At 39.7% G+C, this 19919-nt stretch carries 18 protein-coding genes; all 18 read right to left on the reverse strand.

The window, feature by feature from the left end; genetic code table 11:
* Window positions 1-187: 187 nt before the first annotated feature.
* Complete coding sequence (gene hisB / locus KHA88_RS18210; RefSeq protein ID WP_213099633.1) at window positions 188-775, reverse strand: imidazoleglycerol-phosphate dehydratase HisB; 588 nt, start codon at window positions 773-775, stop codon at window positions 188-190.
* The gene (locus KHA88_RS18215) at window positions 759-1829 is read right to left on the reverse strand and encodes a pyridoxal phosphate-dependent aminotransferase (RefSeq protein ID WP_213099632.1); all 1071 of its coding nucleotides are present in this window, start codon (window positions 1827-1829) and stop codon (window positions 759-761) included. The genes hisB and KHA88_RS18215 overlap by 17 nt, the downstream gene beginning before the upstream one ends.
* Window positions 1826-3109, reverse strand: coding sequence for a histidinol dehydrogenase (gene hisD / locus KHA88_RS18220; protein WP_213099631.1), 1284 nt, complete (start codon window positions 3107-3109; stop codon window positions 1826-1828). Before hisD ends, KHA88_RS18215 begins: the two co-directional genes overlap by 4 nt.
* A complete protein-coding gene (hisG, locus tag KHA88_RS18225; RefSeq protein ID WP_213099630.1) occupies window positions 3106-3726 on the reverse strand; it encodes an ATP phosphoribosyltransferase in 621 nt (206 codons plus the stop codon). Before hisG ends, hisD begins: the two co-directional genes overlap by 4 nt.
* Window positions 3723-4847, reverse strand: coding sequence for an ATP phosphoribosyltransferase regulatory subunit (locus KHA88_RS18230; protein WP_213099629.1), 1125 nt, complete (start codon window positions 4845-4847; stop codon window positions 3723-3725). Before KHA88_RS18230 ends, hisG begins: the two co-directional genes overlap by 4 nt.
* A 183-nt stretch (window positions 4848-5030) precedes the next feature.
* A complete protein-coding gene (locus KHA88_RS18235) occupies window positions 5031-6026 on the reverse strand; it encodes an ABC transporter ATP-binding protein (protein ID WP_213099628.1) in 996 nt (331 codons plus the stop codon).
* A gap of 15 nt (window positions 6027-6041) precedes the next feature.
* A complete protein-coding gene (locus KHA88_RS18240) occupies window positions 6042-7037 on the reverse strand; it encodes an ABC transporter ATP-binding protein (RefSeq protein WP_213099627.1) in 996 nt (331 codons plus the stop codon).
* A 15-nt stretch (window positions 7038-7052) separates the two neighbouring features.
* Window positions 7053-7982: an ABC transporter permease gene (locus KHA88_RS18245; RefSeq protein WP_213099626.1), complete on the reverse strand. Its 930-nt coding sequence runs from the start codon at window positions 7980-7982 to the stop codon at window positions 7053-7055.
* Entirely contained in the window at window positions 7982-8911 is a 930-nt protein-coding gene (locus KHA88_RS18250; RefSeq protein ID WP_213099625.1) for an ABC transporter permease, read from the reverse strand. Before KHA88_RS18250 ends, KHA88_RS18245 begins: the two co-directional genes overlap by 1 nt.
* Window positions 8912-8989: 78 nt before the next feature.
* Window positions 8990-10681 carry a peptide ABC transporter substrate-binding protein gene (locus KHA88_RS18255; RefSeq protein WP_213099624.1) on the reverse strand — a complete coding sequence of 564 codons (1692 nt, stop codon included), beginning with the start codon at window positions 10679-10681 and terminating at the stop codon, window positions 8990-8992.
* A gap of 210 nt (window positions 10682-10891) precedes the next feature.
* Window positions 10892-11848 carry an ABC transporter permease gene (locus KHA88_RS18260; RefSeq protein WP_213099623.1) on the reverse strand — a complete coding sequence of 319 codons (957 nt, stop codon included), beginning with the start codon at window positions 11846-11848 and terminating at the stop codon, window positions 10892-10894.
* Window positions 11841-12758 carry an ABC transporter ATP-binding protein gene (locus KHA88_RS18265; protein WP_213099622.1) on the reverse strand — a complete coding sequence of 306 codons (918 nt, stop codon included), beginning with the start codon at window positions 12756-12758 and terminating at the stop codon, window positions 11841-11843. The genes KHA88_RS18260 and KHA88_RS18265 overlap by 8 nt, the downstream gene beginning before the upstream one ends.
* Entirely contained in the window at window positions 12755-13468 is a 714-nt protein-coding gene (locus tag KHA88_RS18270) for an ABC transporter ATP-binding protein (protein WP_213099621.1), read from the reverse strand. The genes KHA88_RS18265 and KHA88_RS18270 overlap by 4 nt, the downstream gene beginning before the upstream one ends.
* The gene (locus tag KHA88_RS18275) at window positions 13449-13838 is read right to left on the reverse strand and encodes a GntR family transcriptional regulator (RefSeq protein WP_213099620.1); all 390 of its coding nucleotides are present in this window, start codon (window positions 13836-13838) and stop codon (window positions 13449-13451) included. Before KHA88_RS18275 ends, KHA88_RS18270 begins: the two co-directional genes overlap by 20 nt.
* 5 nt (window positions 13839-13843) lie before the next feature.
* Window positions 13844-14605, reverse strand: coding sequence for a hypothetical protein (locus KHA88_RS18280; RefSeq protein WP_213099619.1), 762 nt, complete (start codon window positions 14603-14605; stop codon window positions 13844-13846).
* Between the two features lie 112 nt (window positions 14606-14717).
* Entirely contained in the window at window positions 14718-16025 is a 1308-nt protein-coding gene (locus tag KHA88_RS18285) for an N-acetylmuramoyl-L-alanine amidase family protein (protein ID WP_213099618.1), read from the reverse strand.
* A gap of 202 nt (window positions 16026-16227) precedes the next feature.
* Window positions 16228-18765: an Ig-like domain-containing protein gene (locus tag KHA88_RS18290; RefSeq protein WP_213099617.1), complete on the reverse strand. Its 2538-nt coding sequence runs from the start codon at window positions 18763-18765 to the stop codon at window positions 16228-16230.
* A gap of 484 nt (window positions 18766-19249) precedes the next feature.
* The gene (locus KHA88_RS18295) at window positions 19250-19846 is read right to left on the reverse strand and encodes a DNA-3-methyladenine glycosylase (RefSeq protein ID WP_213099616.1); all 597 of its coding nucleotides are present in this window, start codon (window positions 19844-19846) and stop codon (window positions 19250-19252) included.
* Between the last annotated feature and the right edge of the window lie 73 nt (window positions 19847-19919).

Below are 19919 nucleotides of genomic sequence, written 5' to 3' on the forward strand. Positions count from 1 at the left end.
TGCAGCCCCCTGATCAGAATTTCTCTACTGTATTACTACCGATTATGGTTATCGGTTTAGATTTAGATTCCTTGGTACTGTCTCATGAACGCTTCTTGATTCCCGTTTTATCCTAATTTCAATGATAACTGCACTCATGAACGCTTCGATTATTACTACAGTTATTTACAACTTCACAACCAATGTCTTATTCAATCAGACCTTTGGTAGAATTCACACCCTCAATATTGGGATCAATACGAATAGCCTCAGCCAACGCACGGCCCAACGCCTTAAATAGTGCTTCGATTTTGTGGTGGGTGTTTTCACCATACAATATCCGCGCATGCAACGTAATTCCGGCGTTAAACGCAAAGGCACGAAAGAATTCTTTTACAAGTTCAGTGTCGAAGTTGCCAAGAGATTGCGTTTGAAACTCGCCTTCAAAATGCAGGAACGGCCTACCGCTAATATCTAGAGCAGCAAATCCCAGCGTTTCATCCATTGGTACATATGAGGAACCATAACGGACAATCCCCTTCTTATCTCCCAACGCTTCACGAACCGCCTTACCAAGAACGATCCCCGCATCCTCTACGGTATGGTGGCTGTCAATATGTAGATCGCCGTCCACTTTCAATGTTAGACCGATTCGCCCATGTCTAGCAAAAGCTTCTAGCATATGATCAAAAAAGCCAACACCTGTTGCAATTTCTACAACCGAAGGGTCTTCCAACCGGACTTCCAGTTCTATTTTCGTTTCTGTTGTTTCTCTCTGATTAGATGCACTTCGCATACTGTTCACTCCATTCAAGTAATGCTTCCCGCAGCTTTTCGTGTTCTTCCTTTGTCCCTGCAGAAATTCTGACTGCCTGTAATGTTTCATCTGTAAATAACCGGATTTTAATTTTTCTTTCATACAAGAAATCCGTAAGATCCTTAGCACCTTCAAGTTTGATTAAATAAAAGTTCGTACTGCTTGGATATAAAACAGCTCCGTCAACTCTGCCAACAAATTCCTCCACAATCTCTTCTAGCTCGGCAATTTGCTCCAACTGAAGCAATAAAAACTGATCTAGTAAATTCGATTTTCCCATTAGCTCCGCCCCAATTTGGGCAGACACCGTATTTACGTTGTAAGGCGGTTTAATACAGCTGATCCCTTCAATAATCCGGTCATTCGCTATTAAAAAACCGAGCCGCAAAGCTGCCATGCCAAGTGCTTTCGAAGCTGTTCTCAAAATAATCAAATTCTCGTAATCTAATATTTTTCCCGCAAATGGTGATTCACCAGCAAAGTCCATATAAGCTTCATCAAGAACCAGAATCCCGCCTTGTTCCTCCAAGGCCCTAATGACTTCTTCAATCTCTTCCTCTCCATAAAGCTGTCCTGTCGGATTGTTCGGATTGGATAAAAACATTAACTTTGGATTCTTGTTGCTAATCTCAGCCTTCACCATCTCAAGTGGAAGAGAAAAGTCATCATTCAATGAGATCTTCGTTACTTCGGCCCCCATGATCAAAGCGCCTTTTTCATACATTGAAAAGTCCGGATCTAATACAAGTACTTGATCGCCTGGTTCTAGTGCATATTGGCAAATAAGCGATATCCATTCATCAGAACCATTTCCAGGTAAAATATTTTCCGGTGGAAAACCAGCAAAACGCCCAAACGCTTCGACAAGTGCTTCCGAGCTTTCAGCGGGATAACGATTAATCAATGTGTCCTGAAGCTTAGAAAAATCAACAGACGAGAGTAAACTCATAAAAGCCTCATTATTATCAAGCCGAATCATATCGAACTCAGGTTTTACTTTATATGGTGATAAGCCTTGAAGGGATTTCCTCATTGTATTAGCCTCACTTTCACAGCACGTGCATGCCCATCCAATTCCTCTTCTTTAGCAAGGGTTTCGATATATGGAGCTGCATTGCGTAATGCTTGTTCAGAATAATAAACATAGGTTGTTTTTTTAATAAAATCGTCGACAGACAGTCCTGATGAAAATCTTGCCGTGCCCGATGTTGGAAGTGTGTGATTCGGTCCTGCGAAATAATCACCCACCGCCTCTGGTGTATAGTTTCCGATAAAAACTGAACCAGCATTTTTCACCTTACTTAAATGCGTCAAGGCATTTTCCAATTGAATTTCCAAATGCTCCGGAGCTAAGGCATTTGATAGCCGGAATGCTTCTTCAATCGAACCTACCTTTACTGCAGCACTTTCATTGATGAGAGAGACCTCGGCAATTCCTTTTCGAGGGAGCTCAGCGCATTGTTTTTTAACCTCTGCCAGCGTAGCTTCTAATACTTTTTCTGAGGTTGAAAAAATAAACGCACGTGCTTTTTCGTCATGTTCCGCTTGGGCAATTAAATCAGCTGCGATAAAAACTGGATCTGCTGTTTCATCTGCAATGATTGCCACTTCAGATGGTCCCGCAATCATATCGATGCCGACATCTCCGAAAACAAGTGATTTTGCCGCAGCAACATAAGCGTTTCCGGGGCCGACAATTTTATCAACAGATTCTATTTGCTCCGTTCCGTAGGCCAAAGCAGCAATCGCTTGGCTACCGCCCATTTTATAAATAGTATGGACTCCTGCAATATCAGCTGCTACAGAAAGAATCGGGGTGATAGCACCTCCACCACGTGAAGGTGTAGCCATCACGATTTCACTTACTCCTGCCAAAACTGCCGGAATCGCGTTCATTAAAACTGTGGATGGATAACAGGCTTTTCCACCCGGGACATAGATTCCTACCCGCTCTAAAGGGCGAAAAAGTTGACCAGTGATAATGTCGTCCGTCATCTCCATCATTCGAGATTGCTGTAATTGCTTCGAATGAAAATTTCTAATATTTTTGGCGGCTCTTTCCAGTGCCTCAATGACTTCCTCTGGAACTTCTTGCCACGCTTTTGCACGTTCTTCTTCCGTTACTTGCCAGCTGTGCGGAATACCACCATCAAATTTCTCTGTATACTCCTTTAATGCAACTTCGCCTCGCGTCCGAACATTTTCGATCACTTCTTTAACAGTTTCCATTACATTGTCATCAAAAGGCTTTTTCTTCGACTTTTTTGAGATATAAGTGGCCGTAAATTCGTCAGTCGTAAACGTTGGAATCATATTACCGCCTCCTCAATGCGAAATGAATCAAGCAGCGGAGAAAGAATTGCTTTTTTTAATTTTAAAGAATTACGGTTGGCAATACAGCGAGCTGAAAGAGTAAACATTTCTTCTTTGACAACGAGCCCATTTTCTTTCAATGTGCTCCCGGTTTCAACGATATCAACGATGTCATCAGCGAGTCCTAATAACGGCGCTAATTCTACGGACCCTTCCAATTTAAGAATATCAACCGATTTTCCTCGTTCACGGAAATACTTCGTTGTGATATTCGGATACTTTGTCGCAATTCTTTGTTTACGCATTGGGTTCACCGCTGTTGGATCACCAGCAATGGCAAAGCGGCACTTTCCGAACGGAAGCGGCAATAAATCAAAAACGTCAGGCTGGCACTCTAATAAAATATCCTCGCCAACAATACCGATATCTGCAATTCCATGTTCTACATATGTAGCCACGTCGATTCCTTTAGCAAAAACCGCGAAAAAGTCATCCGTTTCAACTTGTAATTTCCTTCCCTTGTTAAGTAATGGACGGACATCATAGCCACGCTCTTGCAAGAATTCCATAAACTGTTTTTCCAATCTTCCTTTTGTCAGCGCAATTACAGGTTTCATTTTTCAATCACCTCAAACTCTCCGTTGCTAGTTTTAATTTCCAAAATTTTAGTATAGTTTCCTTTATCCATTTGTTCTGGCTGAACATCCACGATACAATTTTCAAAAGATGCTCTTAGCTGTTCAGCATATGCTAGCGATTCTTCTCCAGCGATAATACATATTCTTTGCCTTTCATCACTTTCTTTAATCTGGTTTGCTAACACCTCAATATCAAATGCGAGTCCTACTGCTGAAATACTTTTTCCAAATTGTTCATATAGGCGATCATAACGCCCGCCTGAAAAACAAACACCACCTGATTCGGGTAAAAAACCTCTAAACATGATACCTGAATAATATGGAAGATTTTTCACCCTTCCAAGGTCTATGAGAATTTCTCCGCTTCCAGATTGCTGTAAAATTTGAGCCAATTTTTTTATATGCTGCAATATTGACAGGATGCTATCTCGATCTTTCCAGCGTTCTTCATATTCTGTAATAATGTCCATTGTTCCAAAAGCATCGACGAGTGCAGCCATTTCGCTAGCTGTCTCTTTGCTGCCATTATCTTTCGCAATTTGATAAACTTCATCTTTTTTCTTATCATGCATGGCATGCCTTAATCGTTCGGCATCAGTACATGTTAATTGAAGCTCATTTGCAAGACTTTCATAAATTCCTGTATGACCAAGTTCTATAAGACTATTATTCACTCCCAGTTCCTTGAGAACGGATTGTGCCATAAGGAGACTTTCACTTTCTCCCATCAACTCTGGCAGATGAATAATTTCTACTCCTGCCTGGTGATACTCGACACCTGGCATATTTCGTTTAAATACAGATCCTTGGTATACCCATTTTTGCGGACGTTTTTCCTCTGTAGAAAGGGCACGGGCAATTGCAGTTGTCCAATCAGGACGCAAAACTTCAATTTCACCTTCTGCATTAAACCACTTCATCATCTCTTGCAATTTCATTCCGACATGTTTATTTGTAAAAGTCGTAGCATATTCCACTACAGGAGTCGAAATTTCCTTATATCCACGGAGCGTTGCCACTTTTCTGAACTCTTCCATCACATGAGATCTACTGCTGACGGCCATTCCCTTTTCATCTCTGCTTCCAGCTGGCAAAAACATAATAGTCACTTCCTGATTCTTTAATTCATTAGCACTCTATCGAACTAAAGTGTTTTTTTGTTGGTACTACCTTACCATAAGTGTAAATTATCCGTCAATATATAAAGTAAAGAAAAATCGACAGGTGACAGGCACGACCCGAATTTTGTCGAATATAAAAAAGAGGAGCAACAGGGGCTCCCCTTACAATGTATAGAGATGACAGGCGGTAAAATGGCCAGGTTTGACTTCTTGCCATTCGGGTTTTACTTTGGAACAAATTTCCATCGCGGCGGGACAGCGTGTTCGGAATACACAGCCGCTAGGCGGGTCAATCGGACTTGGCACATCACCTGTTAAAACTATGCGATCTCGTTTAATCTCTGGATCGGGGATCGGAACCGCCGAAAGCAATGCTTTTGTATAAGGATGCAGTGGATCATTATACAAGCTATCGCTGGTCGTAAGTTCTACCATGTTTCCGAGATACATAACAAGAATCCGGTCAGATATATATTTAACCATGGATAAGTCGTGAGCGATGAATAAATAAGTCAAACCCATCCTTTGCTGCAGTTCTTTCAGCAAGTTTACAACCTGCGCTTGAATGGATACATCTAATGCTGAAATCGGTTCATCGCAAACGATGAATTTCGGATCTAAAGCAAGAGCTCGTGCAATCCCGATTCGCTGACGTTGCCCTCCACTGAACTCATGCGGGAAACGGCTTATGTGCTCTGGGTCCAAACCTACGAGTTTCAATAATTCTTTAATCCGTTCCTTTTTCTTTTTGCCGCTTAGTGTCCTATGAATAGCGAAAGGTTCCCCGATAATCTCCTCCACTGTCATTCGGGGATTCAAGGAAGCGTATGGGTCCTGAAAGATCATTTGAATATCTCGTCGCAGTTTTGCCATCTCTTTTTGATTGTTGGAATAAATATTCTTTCCGTTATATAATACTTCTCCTTCAGTAGGTTCGTATAAACGAATAATCGTTCTACCTGCCGTTGACTTTCCGCAACCACTTTCCCCAACAAGTCCTACAGTTTCCCCAGGAAATATGTCCAAATTTAATCCGTCGACCGCTTTCAATTTTTTATCATCAACAGAGAAGTATTTTTTCAAATTTTTCACTTGTACCAAGGGAGGTAAGGAGCTGTTATTTTTATTCGAGTTTCTTTCTTCTAGGTCTAGTTTCATTGGTCTCCTCCTCCTCTATACACTCACTCTTTTTTTAGCCATCGGATGATGAAGCCAGCAGGCAGCATATTGACCATTACTTACTTCTTCAAATGCCGGATTATTATTTTTACAAACTTGCATGGCATATTCGCATCGTGCATAAAATGGACAACCTTGCGGTGGGTCCAACAAGTCAGGTGGAGTACCGATGATTGGAGCAAGCGGTTGTTTTTTATCCATATCCAACCTCGGAACAGATTTCAACAATCCCTTTGTATATGGATGTTGTGGTTTAGCAAATAACTCCTGAACCGTTCCTGTCTCAACGACTTGTCCCGCATACATAACCACTACTCTGTCGCACATATCTGCAACGACCCCGAGGTCGTGAGTAATCAAAATAATGGAAGTTCCTGTTTTTTGCTGAATATCCTTCATCAATTCTAGTATTTGAGCTTGAATCGTTACATCGAGTGCTGTTGTCGGTTCATCCGCGATTAATAGTCGTGGATTGCAAGCCAAGGCCATGGCAATCATCGCCCTTTGCCGCATTCCACCAGAATATTCATGCGGATATTGATTAATCCGTTTAGACGGCTGCGGAATCCCGACAAGTTCAAGCATATTTAAAGCTTTCTTATAAGCTTCTTTTCTACCAATCTTATTATGGCGCAAAAGCGCTTCCATAATTTGGTTGCCAATTTTACTTGTTGGATTGAGCGATGTCATCGGATCTTGGAAAATCATACTAATTTGATTTCCGCGAATTCGCTGCATTTCTTTCTCAGATGTCGCAAGTAAATTTTTCCCTCTAAAATTGATTGAACCTTGTTTATACTTTACAGGCGGGGATGGCAAAAGCTTCATGATTGATTTAGCTGTTACGCTTTTACCACAGCCGGATTCTCCCACTATGGCAACTGTTTCGCCTTCCTTAACTACAAAATCCACACCTCGAACTGCTTTCACTTCTCCGGCATACGTATGGAAGGATACGTGTAAATCTTTCACTTCTAATAAATTTTCCATATCGATTCCCCTCTCTTAATTCCGTAATCTCGGATCGAGGGCATCCCGTAAGCCGTCTCCGAATACATTGAATGCCAACATCGTTATTGAAATTAAAATGGAAGGTATTAATAACTGATAGAAATTCCCAACATGAATACTTCCAAGAGCGTCATTGACAAGCGTTCCCCAACTCGCCTGTGGTGCTTGTACACCTAAGCCAAGGAAACTTAATGTCGCCTCAGCAAAAATCGCTGACGGTACTGTAAGCGTTAGATTAACTAAAATTGGTCCAAGCGTATTCGGAACCATATGCTTTCTCAATACCCAGCCCATTTTAGCACCCATCGCTGTTGCCGCATGAACATATTCCAGTTCCTTCAGCTGCAACACTTGCCCTCGCACGAGCCGAGCCATAGGTATCCATCCCGTTATCGTCATTGCAATGATAAGCGGCATGATTCCTCTTTTCATCGCAATTAAAACCAAAATGACTACTAACAAATATGGGATGGCATACAGAACTTCAGCTATCCTCATCATTACATTATCCGTTCGGCCACCGCGAATAGCAGAGATGCCACCGTATAAAACTCCCGCCAAGAAATCAACGAGCGCTGCCATAAAGCCGATGAATAAAGAAATCCTCGCTCCATACCACGCTCGCGTAAACAAATCTCTTCCTGCTGTATCAGTTCCAAACCAATGTTCACCATTGGGCTTAAGATTCTTCTTTGCAAAATCCTGCTCATAATAGGTGTATCCGTTTAGATACGGTCCAATAATTGCCATTACGATTAAAATAATAATCATAATGAGACCGAACATCGCAAGCTTATTTGTTTTTAAGCGGCGCCAGGCATCCGACCAATACGATATAGACGGCCTAGAAATTTTTTCAGCTTCCTTAAAATTATCAACAGCGGGTAAAAACATCTCTTCTGTTAATTTCATCTGCTTTTCCATTAGCTACTCTCCCCCGTGACCTTAATTCTAGGATCAATCCACGTATATGCAATATCCACGATAAAGATCAAAAAGATCAGTATTGCGCTATAGAAAACAGTCGATCCCAAAATCACTGTATAATCCCGGTTGAAGATGCTCTTTACAAACATTTCTCCCATTCCTGGGATGCCAAAAATATGCTCAATAATAAAGCTTCCAGTCACAAGATTCGCTGTCAAAATCCCGAGAACGGTTACCACCGGCAAGATCGCATTTCGAATTGCATGTTTGATGATGATTGTATTTCTCGCCAAACCTTTTGCTTTCGCAGTTAAAATATAATCTTGATTCATTACTTCCAGCATGCTTGACCTCATGAGGCGTGCGATAAAAGCAAGCGGCATCATGGCAAGTGAGATGGAAGGGAGAATCGTATGTGACCACGATTTCCATGTCGCAACCGGAAGTACCTTTAAATAAACGCCAAAATATTGGATGAGAAATGTACCAAGAATAAAACTAGGAACAGAAATCCCTAAAATAGCCACTACCATTGAAAAATAATCCGGCCATCGATTACGGTTCAATGCTGCGATAACACCTAAAACTAAGCCAAACGTAATGGCAATGACTAGTGCCTGCAGTCCGAGATGGAGGGAGACGGGAAATCCATTTTTAATATAATCATTGACTGTTAGAGATTGAGATTTCATAGAGTGACCAAAGTCTAATTGTGCCAATGATTTTAAATACATGCCATACTGGACGATATTCGGCTTGTCCAAGTTATAATGTCGCTGCAAGTTGTTATAAACTGCCGGCGGCATCGGTCCTTCTTTAGCGAAAGGATTGCCAGGAATGACTTTCATAATAATAAAAGTAATTGTAATAATGACCCATAATGTTAACACAGCCCACATTAATCGCTTTAACGTATATTTCCACATCGTATTCTTCACCCCTATCCACGTTTTAGAAAAATCGGGGTATGCCAACTAGGCATACCTCGATCATCTACTATTTGATTATTGTTCAATATCTGCATAAATAAATTGTGGATAACGGTTAATCGGTGTAAAGATTCCTTTTACATGTGGCTTAACCATGAATGGTTTTGTATAGAAATAAATAGGAATAATCGGCATTTCATCCATTAAAATTTCTTCTGCCTTATGCATCGCATCCATTCGCTCTTTTGGATCCATGGATGTTTTTGCTATTTTGATATTTTTGTCATAATCGGAATTACTCCAATTAGCATCATTGAATGGACCATCTGTCACCCATAGATCCATAAATGTCATCGGGTCAACATAGTCTCCTGACCAACCCGCACGAGAAATTTGGTAATCTCCCGCTTTTTCACGGTCAAGCTTTACTTGGAATTCAACGTTTTCAAGACCAACTTTTACGTCAAGATTTTTACGTAACATTTCTTGGACAGCTTCCGCAATTTTCTTATGCCCCTCGGAAGTATTGTAAAGGATTGAGAATTCTGGCAATTTATCCATGCCTTCTTCAGCGAGACCTTCTTTAAGCAGCTTTTTCGCTTCATCTAAATCTTCTTTAAACAATTCTCCAGTATTTTCTTGGAAGTCACCGCTTACATCATTGATACCAGGAGGAACGATTGAATAAGCAGGCTGCTGCCCACCTTGAGCTACGTGCTCAGTAATTGTTTTTCTATCAACAGCCATAGAAAGAGCTTTTCTGACTTTCTTATTGTTAAAAGGTTTAACATCATTATTTAAATTGTAATAATAAACAGCTAAGTCTGGACCATTGTTAAATTCTGCATTTCCTGAATCAACGAGCTGGCCCTGTACATCTTGTGGCAACGGATAAACTAAATCTAGTTCATCTGCCTGATACATTTGCCACGCTGTGTCTTCATTGTCGATAATGACAAATTGAACTTCATCTAGTTTAATTTTATCTTGATCGTAATAGTTTTCGTTCTTCTCAAGCTTCATGCTTTCTTTGTGCTTCCATTCAGTCAGCTTGAATGCTCCGTTAGACACATAGCTGTCAGCTTCCAATGCCCAATCTGGGTTTGCTTCCTGAACTTTCTTATTGATTGGATAGTATGTGTAGAAAGAAGTCAAATCAAGAAAATAAGGTGTTGGCTCAACTAATGTTACTTCAAGCGTTTTTTCATCTATTGCTTTTACGCCCACTTTTTCTTCCAATTTAGGATAGTCGGCCTTTTTTTCTGAACTGTTATAATCCTCTGCTCCCGCTAAATAATAGAGTTGATAAGCATACTCGGAAGCGCTTTCAGGATTAAGAACATATTTCCATGAGTATTCGAAATCTTCAGCTGTTACCGGATCACCGTTCGACCATTTCATTCCGTCTTTTATATGGAATGTCCAAGTAAGTCCGTCATCACTAATTTCGGGCATTTCTGCCATTCCTTCAACGATTTCTCCCTCAGGAGTTTTCTTTGTCAAACCTTCAAAGGCATGCTCCAAAATCCATGAATCATGAGTTCCTTGAGCAAGTCCCGGGTGAAGCGCCCCTGGTTCTTCATTGTTATTGAGATGCAATACTTTCTTTGCTGGTGGCGTTTCTTCTTTTTCCTCTGTTTGGCCGGCATTGTTGTCGTCTTTCTTTTCTGGAGTTGTTGTCGTCTCTTTTTGACCGCTAAAGCAGCCTGAAAGCAACAACATTAAAGAAAAAAACAATGCTAATAAAGAAAATTGCGACTTCTTCAAGCAAAATCCCCCTTTATTTATATTTTTGGCAACGACAAACAAATTAATTGCCCTCTATCATCCTATGATACCTTCGAACAATTAATTTGTTTTTCGCTACGTATTAAATATACCAAAAGTTTATGGGAAAATTCAATAATTCTCCTAAATTCGAAATATTTTTTATAATCCACACTATTTGCCTAGTATTAAAGTCTTTGATTAGCCTAGTTAAGCCGCAATATCACGCTTTGTAAAAAAGACAAAGGCAAGTATGTGAAAGATAAGAAAATACACAATGATGACGGTAATTGAAAACGAAAGTGTCATCCCCTCAACCATTGGCATTCCGTCCATATATTGCATTAAGTTCGTATTGGCAAATAAACTATATTTAGCCCATGAAAATTTGCTTGCGAGTAGATTTGTTACTGTGGAGCCCATTAGTAATAGGAAAATAGAAATCCCAATGGCCAATCCGCTCACTCTAAAAGCCGCCGAAATCATGAATGCCATTGTTGCTAGTAAAAAGATACTTAAAGAGTTCAATAAATAGGTTTTCATTAAATAGAATAAGAGATTTTGTTCCTCAACTATGCCGTTTACGTATGCGAGGTGAATGTTACTTGATACTTTCCCGGCTCCAAACAAAATTGCACCCACGGCTGATGCACTGATAAATAATATGAAAAGCATGAGCAACATAAATAAAACCACTGTTAAATATTTTGATAATAAGATTTTCCAGCGATGAAATGGCTTGATTAAAAGAACTTTAATCGTTCCCCAACTAAATTCATTCGCTACAATTCCAGCTGCAATAATGATGACAAACAGCCCTGCAAAACTGATTAATTCCGCGGAATCATTAATAAATGTCCATACAGTGTTGGAAGCATCTGGGGGAAGGTCATGCTTAATCCGATAGTCATTGATGGCAATTTGTTTACTGGTATACTCTTTCATTGAAGGTGCCATCATAGGGATTTCTTCTATGTCCTTTTGAAGCTGTTGATTTTGTGCCGCCAACTTTTCTTTCCAATTTTCATTCACTGGCTTAGCGGTAGATTCTACATATTTCGTAATCCCACCTGCCCCAATCACTAGGAGGACAAGCAAGCCGATCATAATATACGTACCCATCTGTTTGAAAATTTTTATCCACTCATTTTGTATAAGATTAAGCATTAACCGCCACCTCATTTTTCGTGATTTCTAAAAATCTATCCTCTAATGATTTCGTAATTACTTTCATTTCGTATATCAGAATATGGTTTTCAACGAGAATTTTAATTACAGCTGGTGCTTCTTCCTTTTCTAGGTTTAGCTCTATCCCTTCCGCATGAACCGTTGCTTGGAATCCATTCTCTACAAGAATTTCTTTGGCTTTTTTACGGTTATTCACATGACAAAAATAGGTTTTCTTATCTGTTTCATCTTCATCACGGACATTTTGGACATTGATCAATTTACCTTTTTGGATAATGGCAATTCGATCACACATCATTTCCATTTCAGCAAGCAGGTGACTTGAAACGATAATTGCAAGGCCCTTTTCCCTTGCCAAACTGCGTAAATAATCGCGTATTTCTCTAATACCAGCTGGGTCCAATCCATTTGTTGGCTCATCTAAAATAAGTATTTTCGGGTCATGCAGGAGACTTTGCGCTATTCCTAATCTCTGTCTCATTCCTAGGGAATACGTCTTTACCTTGTCATGAATGCGATCCTTTAATCCAACGAGTTCAACAATCTCATCGATTTTTTCTTTCGTGACACCTTTTATTAATCGTGCAACTTGCTCCAGATTTTGATAACCAGTTAAGAATTTATATAACTCAGGATTTTCCACGATTGCACCTACGTGCTTAATTGCGTTCTCATAATCCTTCACAACATTTTTCCCGCAAATGGTAATTTCCCCTGATGTAATGCCAATCAGTCCAACGATCATCCTAATCGTAGTCGTTTTCCCTGCACCATTTGGACCTAAAAATCCAAATACCTCACCTTCAACTACTTCAAAACTTAAATCATCGATAATTTTCTTGCCGCGAATTGTTTTCGTTACATTCTTCAATTCCACAACTGTTTTCAAGATACTCCACGCTCCTCTTTTTCCATTGTAGATTTAAACCATTCCAGCACAGAACATCCTTCCTCTTCACGAAGCTGTTCCACATTTTCTTTCCCAATGATATGACCTTTGTAAATAGCAATCACCTCATCCATGATTGGTTCAATCTCATCAATTTCATGGGTGGCGATAATGACTGTTTGCTTTTCGAAATCGATATACGTAAGTAAGCTTCTCACAATCGAGTCTCTTACCATGGGATCGAGTCCTGAAAATGGCTCATCAAGTAAAATAACGGAAGCTTCACGAGCCAAAGTAAGCACAAGTTTTAATCTGCCCCGATTTCCTTTGGAAAGCTGTTTGATTTTTTTGTTCTCGGAAAGATTCATTTCTTTTAAAAGTTGATTGGCTTTTTCCAGATTGAAGTCTGGAAATTGAGACTCATAAAATGCGATCATTCTTCCTACAGAAAAAGAATCATAAAACATATCCAGTTCTGTTAAATAGGCAACCTTTCTGCTAATTCGTCTAGTAACTTCTTCACCCAATACAATCACACTGCCGCTATTCGGATACACGAGTCCAGTAATCATCTTCAGCGTCGTTGATTTCCCACTTCCATTTGGACCGAGCAATCCATAGATTTTTCCTGGCTGGAAATCAATCGTCACATTGTTCAATGCAAATTCCGAACCATATTTTTTCGTCACATTATTTAAGCGAATCGCCATGGTCATCACCTTCCCGCAAGTATTCTTCTAGTCCTGAAATCATTTGTTTTTGTGATAATCCCAACTCTTCCATGCTTTTTACAAACTGACCGATAATCTCTTTTTGCAGTGTCTGTTTCAATTCAATCACGATGCTTTCTCTTTCAATGACAAAGGTTCCCTGCCCGCGTTTCGTCTCCACTACTCCCATCCTTTCCATTTCTGTGTATGAGCGTTGAATGGTATTTGGATTGACCCCAGCTTGAATGGCCATTTCTCTTACAGAGGGTAATTTATCACCTGGCTTAAAATGTCCACGAACTATTTGTTGAAATACTTGGTCGGCGATTTGCATGTATATTGGTTTAGATGCTTCGAATTCCTTTGCCACCCACGTTACACCTCCACTTTTTTGTCGAGTAGTTTACTTGCGATGATGAATAAAATGAAGGATAGGATTGTATAAAATATGATAGGTAGAATCGGTACAGGAATTGGCTCATAGATGATCGTCCAACCTGTATCATTTTTATAAGTGAACCCCAAGGTTGTATTAACTGACGTAGTCAATTTAAACACTCGATCATGGATAAATCCGATTTTGATGAACAGCGTTTCCAATGTGTTATACACAATAATCACAAGAAGAACGGCTAACCACCTGAACTTTCTCAAGGAAGGGAATTTCCCCAAGGATTGATAGATAGTCCAAAGGAAAATGACCCAGATTGTTAAATAAAGTCCAACAGACAGTAATCCCACGTTTGTAAGTATTATTGCTTTCCAACTTATATTTTGATTGTTAAGTAACTTCATCATAATGCTTCCGCAAGAGATCCATAGTATTTGGGAGATAATTTGAAACATCAATGCTGTAGTAACTTTGGCTAGCAATAATTTCACACTGCTTTGCGGATTATACAGCCAAAGTTGAGTTCTTCCTTCAGTTTTCAATAAAGAGTGAACCATGAGCGGTAAAAAAAACAATTGTAGTGGCATGAACATAATAATCATAGGGCCAATCATGCTTGGTTCATCAACCCGATTTGCAAAAAATGCCCCTCCGGTCAAACCGACTAAGATAATAATTAAATAAGTAATGTACCAAAATCTTGAAATAAGCATCTCCTTTTTCAAAAGTCCGATAAATGATTTCACTAAGATAACCTCCGTTTGTATCAGTGTACTATTTAAATAATACACTAATACAAACTTGACCGTCAAGAAGAAATTTCCAATCAAAAAAACGTCATCTCATGATGACGTTTTATTAACGTTCGCGGAAATATTGATTGATTCCTTCATAAATCCCGAGTGCAGCATTTTTCTGATATCCAGGTGTACCAATCAGTTTTTCCTCGACTGGATTTGATATGAATCCTAATTCGACTAGTACTGCAGGCTGTTTATTTTCTCTCAGCACATGGTAATTACCAAATTTCGCGCTCAAATCTTTCATCTTCGTCTGGACGATTAAATTGGACTGAATAGATTTTGCAAGTAGGGTATCTTTACTAGAATAATAATAGGTTTCGATTCCGCTGACATTTGAGCTAGTTGAAGAATTGAAATGAATACTAATAAAAGCATCCGCTTTATTTTGTTGACTGACTAACACCCGTTGTGCTAGAGATATGTAGGTGTCATTTGATCTAGTATAGATTACCTTTGCACCTGCATTTGCTAGAAGATTACCTACCTCTATTACGGTTGATAAGGTCAAATTCTTTTCCCGGTATAGGGATCCAGATGCACCTGGGTCATTTCCACCGTGGCCTGGATCAAGGACGATCACTTTTCCTTTTAGAACTGAGTCAGATTTTGGAGTTTCGGACGTATTTGCTTTAGGATTTTTAGTAGTTAAATAGGCAAACGAAACCCAGCCTGTTCCTCCAGAAGCTAATCCAATCTTTGCCCAATCGCCCTCTTTTGCAATCATTTCAACTTTTGATCCATTTGACAACTTGCCAATAATCTTAGCTGATGTAGAAGCTTTCTGGCGGATATTCAGTGCAGACGCATTTACATAATAGGTACCTATAGTTTTAGCAGGTTCTGTGGTAACTTTTTTAGTCGGAGCCGGCGGAGGTGTAACAGTCACTTTTTTCTTAGAGACATAGGCGGAGCTTACCCAACCCGTCTTGTTTTTACTAGAGACATAGACTTGTAGCCAGTCACCATGTTTTCCTTTGACCGTTACAGCACTGCCTTGTTTAAGGGAGTCCATCACCACTGCCTTGTTATTGGGAGATTTCCGCAAGTTCAAACTTGTTGCATTCACATAGCCTGTCCATGTTACAGAAGTTAAATAAATTGATGAAACCCAACCATACTTTTTCCCATAAGATATTTTTGACCAGTCTTTCGTTTGTGACACAACGGTTACGATGTGATTTTTCTTTAATTTTCCCATAATAGAGGAAGATGTGCTTGCTTTAGAACGGACGTTTAGGACTGTAGCATTTACTTTTCCTTCAAATGTATACGCAGCGTCTACAGTCTGGCTTTCGTATGGAGCCAGAAGTGAGAATAATATTACAAGACAAAGAAGTTTTTTCAGTAATGATGAAGCTTTCACTCAGTTTCCACCCTTTTTGATATGAATTGTTGAGTCTAATCATTTCTTTAATTACGATGAAAGAGATTTAGAAGGATAAACCTTATCAACTTTTACACTTTTTATTTATATCGGACCACAATGTAAAAGCTTTAGAAACATTTGCCAATATCTCCAGGAAAAATGAAAAAGGCGGAAGCTTGAGTGCTCCCGCCTTTTCGTGTTATTTATTTTTAACTGTTACTTTCGATGCCTTACCTATATTTCCGGCTTTATCTTTTGCATAGACTTGCAGAATCGTTCCTGCTTTTTGCCTTTGTATTTTTACTGAAAAACTTCCATTCTTACTAGCCTTTCCAGATCCAATAACTTTTTTTCCAGCTTTCACATACACGGTAGAATATGATTCAGCTATTCCTGTAACAGAGGTTGATTTGCTTGTCACCTTTTTTACCTTCGGAAGGCCTGGAGGTGTTTTATCAATAACTGTTACTTTTCTTGCCGCACTTACATTTCCGGCCTTGTCAGTTGCCGTAACGTAAAGATCTGTCCCTGCTTTTTGAATAGATGTTAAAGTAACCGTGTACTTACCCGCTTTATCTGTAGTTGCTGTGTTCAATACTTTGTTGCCTGCTTTAACTGTTATTTTTGAGCCAGCTTCTGCTTTTCCCGTCACTTTTTTATCTTTATCACTTACCACTGATACAGTCGGCATACTAGGAGGCGTTTTATCCTTAACTGATAAAGTGACTGTCGGGCTCTGATTTCCCGCCTTGTCAACAGCGTAAACTGTTAATTTTGTCCCTGCCTTTTGTTTTTTGATTGGAACAGAAAATGTTTTTTTGCTTGCTACAGGAGCTGAACCAAGATTTGCAGAGCCCGCTTTCACAAAAACAGTTACACCTGATTCGGCTGTACCTTTAACGGCCGTATCCTTGTCACTCACAGCATTTACGACCGGTTTTTTTGGTAAGACTATATCGAAAAACGTATAAGTAATATCATTACCTTTCGAAGCAGGAATAGCGGCTACGTTGGTTCTCTTCACAACTGCTCCCCCGCCTTTTAGGTTTGCGGAAGAACCATTGAAGAGCCTTGGCTGTAGTGCATTAAAGCCGGCCTCACCTTTAAAACCATATAAACCTTTGCTCTGATTTAAAAGCAATGCCCCCCGGAAATTGGTCATGAGTTTCCCAAATGTCATCTTAGGATCAATATATTTCTTAGCGGCATTTTCAACCGCTCGATAATCATTATCCTTATCTGTTAATATTTCCTTGAAAATCTTGTTACCTTGACCCGCTTGAACTCTTACATATTGACCAAATAGATAGCTTAAGGAATAGTTTGATAGAACGTCACCATAGTCATCCCAATACAATAAGGAATGTCCGTTCGCAATAGAACGAGCCTCGTTATAATAATCAATTCGATCGGCCAAAATCTTTCCCGAGTATATTTGTTCTGCTGCCATCGACAATCCTTCATCGAGCCAAGTGTCCATTAGCTCGCCTTCCTCCACAAAATAATTCTGGTTAAAATTCACCATATGCTGAAACTCATGTGCTAGAGTTTCATATGCTTCACTTACATCTTTCGGTGAATCCAACCCCATTGATGGATAAGTATCGATATAAAAAATCTCGGACATATTTGAATACGGGGTATCAAAGAGATCTCGTGCCCAGAAATAACCAGCGATATATCCGCCGGTGCCTGAAAATCCATCCCGAATGTCAAAGCAAAGAATATTAATTTTCCCATCACCATCAACATCTGATTCATTCGCAAAATTTCCCGTTACTACTGGATAAACTTTTTGGTCAAACTCTTTCCCAAATTTTTGTGCATCGGCTTTTGTAATTTGATTGTTGTGTACCCACACATTTGTTTTTGAACCTGTATAGAGCAACGTTGGGTTAATTTGATAATCACGATCAGTCGTAAAATCAGTGACCCAAAATAATTTATTATCGCCTACCTTGTATGAGGTCTTTTTTGACAAGTTCTTTTTTTGTATTTTCTTTGCCGCATTTTTCTTTACATCAAACGGTTTATTGACATCAAGCTTATAAGCACCTACATCCAACTTCTTATTAAGGGAATAGTGATCATTATTAATCTTAAAGGCGCCGGTATTCTGAGTCTTGCCTGCGATCACTGACTCGTTGCTAATTAAAGCATACTTATTTCCGGCGGGAGGAGAGTAAAAAGGGTTTTTTACTTTGAATAGGGTCACGTCTGAATAGACATCATCATCTATGGTTTTGGAAATACCTATCCTTAAGTAAAGATAAGGCTGATCATTAAATGTGGCCTTTGGAATAAACGAATCAAGCCAAGCACTACTGTATCCTTTGGTATTATAATCAACATATCCCGCAAATTCCGTAGAGCCACGATTTTCCTTAAAAAATTCTATTGTAACTATGGGCTCCTTCTTTACAGAGTCGGATCCATATACGATTCTTAGTTGCATTTTATCATTTGTATATTTTGTAACTCTATCAAAAGTGATATCATGAGGCGCCCCATATGTATCTGTTAACCGTGCAACAAACTCACCATCCTTTTTTAAAGGATAATCAGCAGGATTTTTGTAATCCTCTTTTTCTCCCTTAACTTGCTTCTTCGGCACTGAATCTTTTTTCAAACTCGAGGAAATCCCATCCATCTTCGCGTTTGTTTCGGCATGTACAAGTGCAGGTAAAATCAAAAGCATGGCAAGAACAATACTTATTACTTTCCTAAAATGCCCCATCTTATCTCCCCTTTACTTTTATCCTATCTATAAAATAATTATAAAGGGTTGATTCTGATAACTCTCTTTGTTTCGAAACCTATTTTCTTGCAAATCAGGACTTTAGCCACCATGAAAAATGTCTATTATCACGAAATCACTCGGATAGTGACAGTTAATGCCTTAAGGGGAAAATACGAGCCTCTCAAGGGAAAATGCAAGCCACTCACGTGAAAATGCGAGCCACTCAGAGAAAATGCGAGCCACTCAGGGAAAATGCGAGCCACTCACGTGAAAATACGAGCCACTCAGGGAAAATGCGGGCCTCTCAGGAGAAAATGCGAGCCACTCACGTGAAAATGCGAGCCACTCAAGGGAAAATGCGAGCCATTCAGGGAAAATGCGGGCCTCTCAGGAGATAATGCGAGCCATTTAAATTTTATTGATTAGTTATTTTAAAAAACACCCTTCCACTGCACAGTTAGGGGCGTTTTTAATTTAACATTTATCTTGATACAAACTTATTTCCCTTCACCCAGAATCTCCATGGATAATCACGTGCTTCTCCGGAGCCAGCAATCCCAATTCTGGGTCCTTGAGCAATTTCCTCTGGTTTAAACCCAGATGCTATGTAAAGAGGAGATTCAAAAAAAGCTCGGCCATAGTCTTTCATTGTAATCCCCATTGCTTTCGTCAATTTGCCTGGTCCGTTCGTTAAGTTTTTTAATTGATCGACGGGTCTTCTGTGCTGCATGAGGTCTAGGCCGGTATAAGGTTCGATGGCTCTGATCAACACTGCTTCTGGTTCATCTATGCCTGCACTTACCACATTGACGAGACAATGGGTATGCATAACGTATGTGTATACAAGTCCGGCTTTTCCGAACATGATTTCTGTTCGCTTTGTTCTTCTGTTGCCAAAGCTATGAGCAGCGCGGTCATGAGGTCCCATATATGCTTCGGTTTCAACAATAAACCCTGAAGTGGTTCCTTCTTCGGTTTCCTTAATAAGAAGGCATCCTAGCAAGGCATGAGCTAATTCGAGTGTTGGCTTTTGGAAAAATTCCTCATCAAGAGGTTCCATACGAATGTTGTCGGACATGTCGAATCTCTCTCCTTTAAACCTTTTTCCTTTTTTCAAGCTTACCTAAGGAACTTCTTATTATCAGCTATTA

The organism is Lederbergia citrea (assembly GCF_018343525.1).
GTDB classification, from domain to species: domain Bacteria; phylum Bacillota; class Bacilli; order Bacillales; family Bacillaceae_C; genus Lederbergia; species Lederbergia citrea.